Raw genomic sequence first — 11,440 nt, 5'->3', positions numbered from 1 at the left:
AGGTAGAAGAACCGGCGGATGATCGCCCCGTCGCGCAGCACGTCCCGAATCCTGGTGCTGCTGATGACGGCCTTTAACTGGATGAGCCACGGCACCCAGGACGTCTACCCGACCTTCCTGACGTCGACCGCCAACCACGGCGCCGCCCTGTCCAGCGCCACCGTCAAGTGGATCGTCATCGTGTACAACATCGGCGCGATCATCGGCGGGCTGGTGTTCGGCACGCTGTCGCAACGGTTCAGCCGCCGCTACACCATCATCTTCTGCGCCCTGCTGGGGCTGCCGATCGTTCCGCTGTTCGCCTACTCGCGCACGGCCGCGATGCTGTGCCTCGGCTCTTTTCTGATGCAGCTGTGCGTGCAGGGCGCGTGGGGTGTGATCCCCGCCCACCTGACCGAGATGTCGCCGGATGCCATCCGCGGCCTCTACCCCGGCGTGACCTACCAGCTCGGAAACCTGTTGGCCGCGTTCAACCTACCGATCCAGGAACGCCTCGCCGAGTCGCACGGCTATCCGTTCGCGTTGGCGGCCACGATCGTGCCGGTGCTGATCGCCGTCGCGTTCCTCACGCTGATCGGTAAGGACGCCACGGGGATTCGCTTCGGCACGGCCGAAACCGCTTTCCTGCCAAGCGAAGCGAAGTGACCACGTTTCTACGTCGAGATTGCCGCTGCGGTTGTGGTTTGGGCGCCAATCGCGACCATGGCGGCAATCTCGAAGTCGGGCCTAGTCGACAGCGCCCAGCAGGCGCCGCAGCAGGTGCATGGCCACCGTCGTCGAGCGCTCTCGGATGTCCGAGCGATTGCCGGGCAGCCGCAACGTGCGGGTGTGCTTTGGGCCTTCACGCAGCGCCACGGTGAAACAGACTGTGCCCACCGGCTTTTCGGGCGTCCCTCCGCCCGGCCCGGCGATTCCGGTGATCGCGACGGCGGTGTCGGCGCCGAAACGGCTCAGCGCGCCGGCCGCCATCGCCTCGGCCACCGGCTCGGACACCGCGCCGTGGGCCTCGATCAGCCCCGGGTCGACGCTAAGCAGCTCGGCTTTCGCGTCGTTCGAGTAGGCGACCACCCCGCCGGCCACGTAGTCCGATGATCCGGGCCGGTCGGTCAGCCGCGCCGCCAGCAGCCCCGCGGTGCAGGATTCGGCCGTCGCGATCCGGCGGCCGGCCAGCGCACCGGCGACCAAATCGTCCACCGTGGAACCGTCTTCGGAGAAGAGCTGTTCGCCGTGCCGGTCGCGCACCAGTTGCATCAGCTTGGCGTAGCTGTCGGAGTTGTCCGGCTCGTAGCGGGTGACCATTTCGACCTCGCCCCGCCGCAGGCAGGTGGTGATCTCGAGCGACTCGAAGCCGGGTACCGACGCCTCGGCGTCGCGCAACGTCTCGGCCAGACCCGACTCGGGCAGCCCGAACATTCGCACGGTCTCCTGCCGATAGGCCGTCCGGCCCGCGATCGCCTGCTGCGCGGCGGGCGTCTCGATGGCGCGGCGCCACATCGGCTGCAGCTCGCGCGGCGGGCCGGGAAGCACGATGACCGTCGGCGTCCCGGGGACCACCACACCGGGCGCGGTGCCGACCGGGTCGAGCACCTGCGCGCCGAGGGGGATCATCGCCTGCTTGCGGTTGGCGGCGCGCACCGCCTCGAAATCGACACCCTCGAAGCGGGCCATCAGCTTCTTGAGGATGTTCGCGATCTTGGCTTCGGTCTCGTCGTCCAACACCAACTCGCGGCCGCAGAACCGGGCCACCACCTCGACCGTCATGTCATCGGCCGTGGGTCCCAGGCCGCCGCTGGTGACGATCAGGTCCATGCCCTGTTCGGCCATGAAGCGCAGCTGCGCCTCGATGTCGGCGGGCCGGTCGCCGCAGATCGTGATGTGCGCCAGCTCGACGCCCAGCTCCAGCAGGCGGGCGGCGATCCACGGCCCGTTGGCATCCTGAACGCGCCCGGTGAGGACCTCGGTTCCGGTGACGACGATGCCTGCGCGTGCGCTCACCGCCATGAGCCTACTGGCAGCGCTGGTAGACAATGAGCCGATGATCGAGTTGGAGGTCGTGCAGGCGGACGTCACCAAACTCGAACTCGACGCGATCGCCAACGCGGCCAACACGCAACTGCGCCAAGGCGGCGGAGTCGCGGCGGCCATTGCCCGCGCCGGCGGTCCGGACGTGCAGCGGGAGTCGACGCGCAAGGCGCCCATCGGCCTCGGGGAAGCCGTCGAGACCACGGCCGGCGCCATGCCCGCGCGCTACGTCATCCACGCCGCCACCATGGAACTTGGCGGCCCGACCTCGGCGACGATCATCACGCGGGCCACCGCCGCCACGCTGCGAAGGGCCGACGAGCTCGGCTGCCGCACGCTGGGGCTGGTCGCGTTCGGCACCGGCGTCGGCGGCTTCCCGCTGGACGAGGCGGCGCGACTGATGGTGGACGCGGTCCGGCGACATTCCGCGGGTGCGCTGGAAAAGGTGGTGTTCGCGGTCCACGGTGACGCGGCCGAGCGCGCGTTCACCGACGCCGTTCAGGGGTTGGACAGGTAGCGCTCGACGGTGGCGACCTTCTGCGCCATCGCGTCGCTGACCCCGGCCCGCCAGTCCGCCTTGATCACCGTGCTGACCCGGGGCGCGCGAGCGGCCACCGCCTCGACCGCGCGCTGCACCACCGCCATCACCTCTTCCCAGGTTTCGCCCTCGATCACGGTGAACATCGAATCGGTCCGGTTCGGCAGCCCGGAATCACGCACCACCCGAACCGCTTCCGCGACGATCTCGCCGACGCCCTCGCCCACACCCATCGGGGTGACCGAGAACGCGACGAGCACTGACACACGACGAGCCTACCGATTCTCCCGCGGGCCCGGGCTGGCAGCATCGAGCCCATGCGGATTCTGGTGCAGCGGGTCGCGTCGGCGACGGTGTCGGTCGACGGCGAGGCGGTGGGCGCCATCCGGCCGGACGGCCAAGGCCTGCTGGCCTTCGTCGGCGTCACCCACAGCGACGACCTCGACAAGGCGCGGCGGCTCGCCGAAAAACTCTGGTATTTGCGGATTCTCGATGAGGAACGGTCGGCCGCGGACGTCAACGCGCCCATCCTGGTGGTCAGCCAGTTCACCCTGTACGCCGACACCGCCAAGGGGCGGCGACCGTCGTGGAACGCCGCCGCTCCCGGCCCGGTGGCCGAGCCGCTGGTCGCGGCCTTCGCCGAGGCGCTGCAGCGGTTGGGCGCCGAGGTGCGGACCGGCGTTTTCGGTGCGCACATGCGGGTCGAGTTGGTCAACGACGGCCCGGTCACGGTGTTGTTGGAGCTCTGAGTACGTTGGACCTCGGCCCTGAAGGAAAGGAGCGGACATGAGCACGACGCCCGAGTTCGGCAAGCTCCGTTCCGACGACGACAACTGGGACATCGTCAGCAGCGTGGGCTACACCGCCTTGCTGGTCGCCGGCTGGCGCGCGGTGCACGCCCTGAGCCCGCAGCCGCTGGTCCGGGACGATTACGCCAAGGTCTTCATCGCCGCCTCGCAAGACCCGTATCTGGCGGCCGCGGTTGCCAATCCGGGCACGTCGGAAGACGAGATGGCCTTCCCCCGCCTCTACGGCGTGCAGACCCGATTTTTCGACGACTTCTTCGAGGAGGCCGGCGCCGCCGGCATACGGCAGGCGGTGATCGTCGCCGCAGGGCTGGACTCCCGGGCGTATCGGCTCGAATGGGCCCCGGGCACAACCGTTTTCGAGATCGATCTGCCAAAGGTGCTGGAATTCAAGGCGCGCGTGCTCGGCGAGGAGGGCGCGGCGCCCAAGGCCCGCAGGGTCGAGGTGGCCGCCGACCTGCGCACCGACTGGTCCAGGGCGCTGGAGGCCGCCGGCTTTGACTCCGAGGGGCCCAGCGCCTGGTCGGTGGAGGGGGTGCTGCCCTACCTGACCGACGAGGCCCAGAACACGCTCTTCACCCGGATCAGCGGCCTCAGCGCGCCCGGCAGCCGGATCGCCATCGGCGCGTTGGGTTCTCGGCTGGATCACGACCACCTCGAGGCGTTGGAGACGGCGCATCCCGGCGTCAACATGTCCGGTGACGTCGATTTCTCCGCGCTGACGTACGAACCCCAGACCGATCCGGCGGAACGGCTGGCCGCGCACGGGTGGACGGTCCAGCCCGTGCGCAACACGCTCGACCTGCAGGCCGGCTACGGGATGACCCCACCGGACGTCGACGTCAAGATCGACAGCTTCATGCGGTCGCAATACATCACGGCGACACGTTAAGGCGCGGTGCCCACCTAGGGCGTCAACAGGATTTTCACGTCATCGCCCGACCGCGACGCGGCGGTCGCATAGCCCTTGGCCGCTTCGTCCAGCGGCAGCGTCGTGGTGAAGATGCCGTCGGTGTCCAGGCGCCCGGATTGCAGCAGCGGGATCAACTCCGGCCACGTGCGCTGCACCGGCGCCGTGGTCATCCGCAGGGTGATGCTGCGGATCAGGCAGCCCAGGGCGTTGAGCGGGAACGGGTTCATGTCGTGCACACCGACGACCGACACGGTCCCCCCCGGCCGCACCGCGTTGAGCGCGTCGGTCAACGACGCGTCCGTGGCGACGGCGTCGATCACCGCGTCGGCGCCGCGCCCCCCGGTGGCCGCGAGGATGGCCTCGACCGCCGGCGCCTTGAGGGGCGTCGCCCCCCACCGCGCCGCGCGGTCCAACCGCCCGTCGACCTGGTCGACCGCGAAAACCGTTGCGGCGCCCTGGAACAGCGCGCTGCGCAGCGAACACAGGCCGACGGCGCCCAGGCCGATGACCGCCACGGTGCCACCGGGCGGGATATCGGCGCGTTGCGCCGCCGCCCACCCCGTGGCGAGGTTGTCGGTGAGCAGCAGCGCCTGTTCGACGCTGATGCCTTCCGGCATCTTGAGCAGCTGGAAGTCCGCCGCCGGCACCGCCAGCAGGTCGGCCTGCGCCCCGCCCAGGACGCCGCCGCCGAAGATCTGGAAGCCGTTGTGGCACATGACCGGATCGCGGGTGGCGCAGCCGGCGCACTTGCCGCACCCGGTCACCGACGACACCATCACCTGGTCCCCGACCTTGACGGTGCGCACATCGCGTCCCGTCTGGACCACGGTGCCGATCGCCTCGTGGCCGAGCGCGATCGGGTCGGCCATCGGGAAATCCGCCTCGTAGAAGTGCAGGTCGGATCCGCAGATGCCGGCGGCGGTGACCTCGACGATCGCCCCGTCGGGGCCGGGCAGCGCCGGGTCGGGCCGGGTGTCGACCCGGATGCTGTGGGGGCCGTCGACGACTACCGTACGCATGCTCGTGTGCTCACTTCCCCTGCCGCACAACAAATTTGGACCAGTCGGGCGCGCGCACCGCGGCCCAGTATTCGTTGAGGCGCCACGGGCTGACGGTGTGGATCTCCCCGTCGGCGTTCTTGAAGTAGGAGTGCTTGACCGCGGGGTGTGCCCACACCATCTTCTTGATCTGGTTCTGGGTCCGCTCATGCCAATCGGCGGCGGCTTCGGGCTTCGGCTCCAGCGAATGCACATCCCCCTCGGCCAGCCGCGCCAGGCACTGGTCGATGTAACGCATCTGCAATTCGGACTGAAAGATCAGGCTGCCCCCGTGGGCGAGATGCGTTCCGGGCCCGTAGATGATGAACAGGTTCGGAAAGTTCGGAACCGTGATGCCCAGGTAGGCATACGGCCGGCTCCCCCACATCTCGCGCAGGTCGACTCCGTCGCGGCCGGTGATCCTCAGCGGCCAGAGCACGTCGGTGTGCCGGAATCCCGTGGCGTACACGATCACGTCGACGTCATGCGCCACGCCGTCTTCGGTGACGATGCCGCGCGGGGTGATCCGTCGAATGGGTGTGCGCACCAACTCGACGTTGTCGCGCTGCAACGTCTGCAACCAGCTGCCGTTGTCCTGCAGGGTCCGTTTGCCGCACGCGGGATAGTCGGGCATCACCTTGCTCAGCAGCTCTGAGGATTCCCCGACCTGACTCGTGATCCACTGGGAGAACATCATCTGGGCGGCGGCGTTGATGTCGCTGACCGCGTGTTCCTGGTCGGCGTAGTCGGGGTCGCTTTCCGCGGCGTCCAGGCCCTTGTCGGAGCCGGGCCACAGCACCAGGAAGCGGTACCACCGTCCGTAGAACGGCAGGTGGCGCATGGCCCACCGCATGCCCTCGCCGACCTCGTCGTGATACATCGGGTTGGGAAACATCCACTGCGCGGTCCGCTGAAACACCGTCAGGTGCGCGACATCCGGGGCGATGGCGGGGGCGATCTGAAAACCGCTGGCGCCGGCGCCGACGAGCGCGACGCGCTTTCCGCTCACGTCGACGGAGTGGTCCCAGGCGGCGGAGTGGAAGGACGGCCCCGCGAAGCTCTCGGCGCCGTCGAACTCGGGGATGTGGGGCCGGTTCAACTGACCGACCGCGGTGATCAGCGCCCGCGCGCGCACCGTGCTGGTCTGACCCTCGGCGCCGCGCAGTCGGACGCTCCAGGTCGCGTCGTCGTCGATCCACTCGGCGGCCAGCACCTCCGTGTTCCACAGCACGTGCTCGGCCAGGTCGTGCTTGTCGATGACCCTGGTGAAATAGTCCTGCAGCTCGTGCTGCTCGGCGAAGAAATGCGTCCAGTCGTTGTTGGGTTCGAAGCTGTAGCAATAGAAGTGGTTGGCCACGTCGACGCGCGCGCCGGGATAGCTGTTCTCCCACCACGTTCCGCCCGGGCCGGCGTTCTTCTCCACGATGGTGAAGGGGATGTTGGCCTGCTTGAGCCGGATTCCGGCCAGGATGCCCGATTCGCCGCACCCGACGACCAGGACCGGAATGTCGGCCGCGCTATCGGTCGGCAGGACGGCCGGCCGGCGCGGGTCGACGGCTTCGAGGTCCATCTCTTCGAGGACCAGGGGCAGGTAGTCGTCCCCGACGTGCTCGCAGGCCGCCCAGTCCATCATCTCCCGAACGAGCTCGAGGCTCAGCGGCTTTGGCTCGGGGCAGCCACGGTCGCGATAGTCGGTGATCACCGGCAACGCCGCCGCGCGGGCCCGGGCCTTGTCCTCCTCGGACATGAATCCCTGAATCTCGTTGAGGAAGACGCCCATCTGCTTGAAGTCGCGGATGAAGCGCGGGTCGCCGGTGACGTGCACGAGCGAAAGCAGCAGCGTCGGGATGCTGACCTCCGCCAGGGCGGCCTCGATCTCGGCCGTCGACGTGGTGAAGGGATCGCCGGCATAGGCGCTGCGCATCGAGCCGATCCTCTCGGTGAACGGGGCTGTCAAATTACGCTACTCGCCGTGTCGTAATTGGAAGCACTACGGTACCCGCTGCCGACCGAGGGGATCAATAGTCTGGCCGCTACGGCGCGGGTCGTCCTCGTCCCCGTCTGACATCAGGTTCTCGGGTGATGGAAGGTGTTGTGTGCGCGGCTGCCCGCGGTCCAAGTGCGGTGGCGGCAAGTAATGAGGCTTTACAACATGGCTGCCAGCGGATGCGCAACGCCGACGTTGGGTAAGTGATCATCAGCTGGAACGACAACGCGATGGCAGTCTTCGGTCCTGCGACCACCCGTCCAAGCGAGCCACTCGAAATTTACCTTCGAAGAATACACCCCTTAGGAGCCGCGCATGCCTGACCACTTGCGCGATCGCCTAAGGTCGCCCTCCGGACCGGTTTAGCGCTCGCTGGATGAAGCCGAATCACCTGACCAGCTGCTTGATCCGATCACATCTCGCTGCTTTCATGTTAGAAGGTCACTTCGGGCTGTGAACCGGTTGCGCGAAGGCGCAGGCCTTCGTTAATCACGCCTAGGGGGGACTGTGCCTGCGATATCGCAGCAATTCGGTGACCGACTGCAGTGGCTGCAACAAGAGTGGATGAGGAGTGGGCCTCCAGTCTGCGTCTTGAGCGGGTTCTCTGGAGTCGGAAAGACCGCCTTGGCAGGTGAACTGTTCGAAACCGTGCAAATTCCCTGCGTGTATGTCGCAGCAGGTGCAGAGGGATTTTCACTCGACGACCTTCTTCTAACCATAGCGAGCGAGCTTGAGAGGATCGGCCTACCGTCCGTCGCCAGAGATCAAGATGATGATCTACTGACCAGCCTTTCTAGGACAGCCCGCACGGACCAGCTAATCATCGTCGATGACTTTGACTATTTACTCGACGAGCGCACCGGCCTCCCGCCCGCCCAATTCACCAGATTCCTCGATTCTTTAACACCAGACTTCACCACAAAGTTACGGCTGCTAATAATCGCCAATCGAGTAATGCCTGAAGGCATCTGGGAAATGGACCAAGTCGTAACGACTGCCTTAGATTCACTCAGTTCCAGCGAGGCGGAAAATTTCCTTAAGGAGCTCCTCGGTCGAGAGAGTATGCTGTCGCACCTCTCTGATTCCGAGATAAAAAATGTTGTCCGGTGGCTTGGCGGAAATCCATCGGCTATGAAAAGTTTGGTGCAGTGTTTGCGATTTGAGCCTATTGAAAAAATTGTGGAGCTCGATCCGGAAGGATGGGAGCTTAAAAACCGCGTCGTGTCACCTCGACTCGTGAGGTCGTTAGAAAAGAAATTCTTGGGCCGTTGCTTGGGCCACTTAGACCAGGATTTAAGAATGCTCCTCGAGTTTCTGTCAGTTTACCGGCGGTCATTTCGTTACGACGCGATTAGTAGGCTTGCCGCCGATGTAATCGATATCGAAGAGGCCACTCGCCAGCTCATCTCCCGGTACCTCCTGACCCGCAGCCAAAACTGGTATGCTGTTAACCCTGTCGTCCGAGAATTGTGCCTCCCGGCGGTGCAAAATAACAATCGAAGAGCGGAAATGGCATACAACAAAGCCGCCGATCATTATTCGCGTCACTTTAGGCAAGTTAATCATAACCAATCGCTGACCAGCCACGGCATGGAATTTGTCGAAGCGAAATACCATTTATGGCGAGCCGGGCAGCTCGACGAATTCGAGAACATTGCAGCCACTTTTCGACGTCAGCTGTTGAGGGCATATGGATCGAATCTTAAATTGCCGAAAGCAGCAGCTGAGCGCGAACAATTACTATTCCTACTAAATGGCGCGCTTCAAGGATACGAGGACAAGGGGTACGCCAATCTGCGGTGGTTGCTTGCGCGGCTGCTGCTCGAACGAAATCAAAAAGACGACGATCTTCTCGCATTAAGACAATTACGTATAAGCGCAAGAGAATCAAGGCATATCGAAGTCTGGCGCCCTCTTGTTCAATTGAGCGCCCGATTAGAGGGCGCGCGAACGGCTGAATCTGTTGCCCGGCAGGGCTTCAATAAACTCGCCGTTCGGACGCACGCAGACTTGTACCGCGCCGTTATCGAGGGATATGAAGATGAGGATCTCATGCCTGACGCCGTGCGGCTCGTAGACGAGGGGCTGACACAGCTTGATGTTGAGGGGCAGATCGACCTTGCGGCAACCATCGGAAGGCTACTTACAAAAGCTGGACAGACAAACCATGCGATTGCAAAGCTGATCGAGATATACCGCGCTGGCGTTCTTTCAGATGCTCCCCTCTACTGGCGTCCGCTTGAACAAGCGATTTTTATCGCGCATGGTAAACGTGATGTGAGTCAACTCAAACGCATCCAGGATTCCTTGGAGCAGTCTGAGATTACGAGCAGTGTCGCCGCATTATGTGAATGCCTCATTTATCAGCAAGGCCAGCGCTATAGAACCGCAGCCTTAGCGGTTGACGATTTTATCAGCAAATCGCAAACTGTCGCCGCTCAAGCAGCATTCAGTTGGCTTTGTTGCTCTGAACTAGATCGCGCTCAAGACGTTATACAGTCGATCTCGCTTCCCAATAACCGTTCCGGTATCTGGATTTTGGGTTGCACATATTACTGTCTTGACAGGATAGAACTTGCTCGTGAGTGCATCGAATCGTTGGATGGCAAGCCATTTGATGGCGCGGATGGAGAGATTCCTGCGCGCCTCATTTCGATATGGGACGATGTGCCTTCCAAATTAGGTCCCCATCCCGCATTTTATTTTCCCATTCTTCCCGGTGTATTTACCGGGCTGGACGGCGACCTGCATAGAACTTGGGGAGGACCTTCCGTCATAGCGGGACGCGACCTACACCGTCTAAGACTTCCTAAACAAGTAGGAAGGGGACAACAGGAGGGCCCTGATTCAGGACCTCAGCAACTAGTAAATGTAAGGGTGGACACCGTGAGTGAGTACAGTAAGTACAGGATGAACAATGTTACCGGAGCGGTTGGTGACAATTCCACCGCATTTGTCCAAGCTTCTAACGAATTTCCGCTCTCTCGCCTTCAGGACCTAGTGGACGAGTTGAAACGAGTCCGGTCCGAGGTGGATGGGCGCCGTGGCTCGTTCGAGCGCGACGTCGCGTTGGTTGAACTGGACGGCGCAATCACGGCGGCGGCGTCCGGTGACGCAGAAGCAACGAAGAGTCGTTTAAAGAAGGCTGGTGAGTGGACGCTTGGGGTCGCGACAACAATCGGCGCCGGCCTTGCCGTTGCTGCGATTAAGGCGTCTATTGGATTGACTTGATTGGCTGCTGTACTGAAAGGTTGGCAGCGCTTTGTGACGTGCTACCGCGTCAAGCACTCGGTTGGCTCGGGAGCTGCCTGGATCTGCTAGCGGTACTAGAACACCGTTCGGATACTGCGACCGCTCACCAACACGAAGGGCGACGCCAAAGCCAGGAAACTGAGGTGGCAGAAGTGATTCCATTTCGATGCGGCGCTGGGAACAATGGGTTCACATCGGAGTGCTCGCAGGGAGGAGCGCCATGGCCTCGGTGCTCACGGCCTGCGGTGGGTTCCTGTTCGCGGTTTTGTGGATGGACTTGATCTTCGACGTCCAAGTCCTCCGGTTCCGTTCTGCGCCGATCGATCTGCCCGAGGCGGTGCTCGCTTCCATCGCGGCTTACTACCACCGCGCGACGACCACGTCTCGCCCGATGAGCCGGCTGATCGCCGCCGTCATGGTGATCCTGTTGGCCGCGTTGACCTACCAGTCCGCGCGCGGGCACGACCCCTCGTGGCTCCTTGTCCTGTCGGCCGCCCTGGCGGGGATCCCGATGCTGCTGGCGTTGACGCAGACGGTGCCCGACGCGGTGCGACTCGGGCGCCGCGGGGACGGGCCGCACGAGCAGAGCCGCCTGGCGCGGTCCATCTGCCGGGATCACCTCGTGTGCGCCGGCTGCATGTTCGCGTTCCTGGCGCTGTGGATCGCGCGGAGCGCGGCGGTCTGAGCGACCACGCGACGGGTCGTAGTGACAAATCGCAGGTCAGGACCCGCTGGCCACGTCAATGCCCTTCGTACTAAACTAGAACACGTTCCAATTTTTTGGCTTCGGTCCGCGCCCCACAGGAGTAGGCATGCACACCGCCATCTGCGATGAGCTTGGTATCGAGTTTCCGATCTTCGCGTTCACCCACTGCCGAGATGTCG

10 protein-coding genes and 1 pseudogene are annotated in these 11,440 nt (G+C 64.1%); 7 read left to right on the top strand and 4 right to left on the bottom strand.

Annotated elements, in window-relative coordinates:
• Window positions 1-51 precede the first annotated feature (51 nt).
• Window positions 52-645 (top strand): annotated as a pseudogene (locus A5702_RS10365) (MFS transporter); the annotation flags it as partial.
• A gap of 81 nt (window positions 646-726) precedes the next feature.
• Here the strand turns inward: A5702_RS10365 and A5702_RS10360 are convergent.
• The gene (locus A5702_RS10360; RefSeq protein ID WP_068220396.1) at window positions 727-2,001 is read right to left on the bottom strand and encodes a competence/damage-inducible protein A; all 1,275 of its coding nucleotides are present in this window, start codon (window positions 1,999-2,001) and stop codon (window positions 727-729) included.
• 34 nt (window positions 2,002-2,035) lie between these two features.
• Between A5702_RS10360 and A5702_RS10355 the strand changes: the two genes are divergently transcribed.
• Window positions 2,036-2,539, top strand: a complete 504-nt coding sequence (locus A5702_RS10355) for a macro domain-containing protein (protein ID WP_068220393.1) — start codon at window positions 2,036-2,038, stop codon at window positions 2,537-2,539.
• Here A5702_RS10355 and A5702_RS10350 read toward each other — a convergent pair.
• Complete coding sequence (locus A5702_RS10350; RefSeq protein WP_068220390.1) at window positions 2,521-2,826, bottom strand: MTH1187 family thiamine-binding protein; 306 nt, start codon at window positions 2,824-2,826, stop codon at window positions 2,521-2,523. The two genes, A5702_RS10355 and A5702_RS10350, sit on opposite strands and share 19 nt — an antisense overlap.
• 51 nt (window positions 2,827-2,877) lie before the next feature.
• Between A5702_RS10350 and dtd the strand changes: the two genes are divergently transcribed.
• Window positions 2,878-3,309 (top strand): D-aminoacyl-tRNA deacylase, encoded by a 432-nt coding sequence (dtd, locus tag A5702_RS10345; protein WP_067819085.1) that lies wholly within the window; start codon window positions 2,878-2,880, stop codon window positions 3,307-3,309.
• 37 nt (window positions 3,310-3,346) lie between these two features.
• On the top strand, window positions 3,347-4,258 hold the full coding sequence (locus A5702_RS10340; RefSeq protein ID WP_068220387.1) for a class I SAM-dependent methyltransferase: 912 nt from the start codon (window positions 3,347-3,349) through the stop codon (window positions 4,256-4,258).
• A gap of 14 nt (window positions 4,259-4,272) precedes the next feature.
• Here A5702_RS10340 and A5702_RS10335 read toward each other — a convergent pair whose 3' ends face one another.
• Both A5702_RS10335 and A5702_RS10330 read right to left on the bottom strand, forming a co-directional pair.
• Window positions 4,273-5,298 (bottom strand): alcohol dehydrogenase catalytic domain-containing protein, encoded by a 1,026-nt coding sequence (locus A5702_RS10335; RefSeq protein WP_068220385.1) that lies wholly within the window; start codon window positions 5,296-5,298, stop codon window positions 4,273-4,275.
• A 10-nt stretch (window positions 5,299-5,308) separates the two neighbouring features.
• Window positions 5,309-7,240 (bottom strand): NAD(P)/FAD-dependent oxidoreductase, encoded by a 1,932-nt coding sequence (locus tag A5702_RS10330; RefSeq protein WP_068220382.1) that lies wholly within the window; start codon window positions 7,238-7,240, stop codon window positions 5,309-5,311.
• A gap of 627 nt (window positions 7,241-7,867) precedes the next feature.
• Here A5702_RS10330 and A5702_RS25575 point away from each other — a divergent pair.
• The 3 genes from A5702_RS25575 to A5702_RS26950 all read left to right on the top strand — a co-directional run.
• The gene (locus A5702_RS25575; RefSeq protein WP_255378668.1) at window positions 7,868-10,534 is read left to right on the top strand and encodes an ATP-binding protein; all 2,667 of its coding nucleotides are present in this window, start codon (window positions 7,868-7,870) and stop codon (window positions 10,532-10,534) included.
• A 241-nt stretch (window positions 10,535-10,775) separates the two neighbouring features.
• Complete coding sequence (locus tag A5702_RS10325) at window positions 10,776-11,240, top strand: hypothetical protein (protein WP_068220399.1); 465 nt, start codon at window positions 10,776-10,778, stop codon at window positions 11,238-11,240.
• A 127-nt stretch (window positions 11,241-11,367) separates the two neighbouring features.
• Window positions 11,368-11,440: hypothetical protein (locus A5702_RS26950; protein ID WP_231965037.1), on the top strand; the 73-nt coding region annotated here is incomplete at its 3' end.

The organism is Mycobacterium sp. E3339, assembly GCF_001666915.1.
Taxonomy (GTDB): domain Bacteria; phylum Actinomycetota; class Actinomycetes; order Mycobacteriales; family Mycobacteriaceae; genus Mycobacterium.
The sequence above is the reverse complement of the archived record's forward strand: the minus strand, read 5'-3'. Positions and strand labels throughout refer to the sequence as shown.

Coding starts and splice junctions, on each gene's coding strand:
- A5702_RS25575 (WP_255378668.1), top strand. CDS start 7,868: ATGAGGAGTGGGCCTCCAGTCTGCGTCTTGAGCGGGTTCTCTGGAGTC.
- A5702_RS10355 (WP_068220393.1), top strand. CDS start 2,036: ATGATCGAGTTGGAGGTCGTGCAGGCGGACGTCACCAAACTCGAACTC.
- dtd (WP_067819085.1), top strand. CDS start 2,878: ATGCGGATTCTGGTGCAGCGGGTCGCGTCGGCGACGGTGTCGGTCGAC.
- A5702_RS10340 (WP_068220387.1), top strand. CDS start 3,347: ATGAGCACGACGCCCGAGTTCGGCAAGCTCCGTTCCGACGACGACAAC.
- A5702_RS10325 (WP_068220399.1), top strand. CDS start 10,776: ATGGCCTCGGTGCTCACGGCCTGCGGTGGGTTCCTGTTCGCGGTTTTG.
- A5702_RS10335 (WP_068220385.1), bottom strand. CDS start 5,298: ATGCGTACGGTAGTCGTCGACGGCCCCCACAGCATCCGGGTCGACACC.
- A5702_RS10330 (WP_068220382.1), bottom strand. CDS start 7,240: ATGCGCAGCGCCTATGCCGGCGATCCCTTCACCACGTCGACGGCCGAG.
- A5702_RS10360 (WP_068220396.1), bottom strand. CDS start 2,001: ATGGCGGTGAGCGCACGCGCAGGCATCGTCGTCACCGGAACCGAGGTC.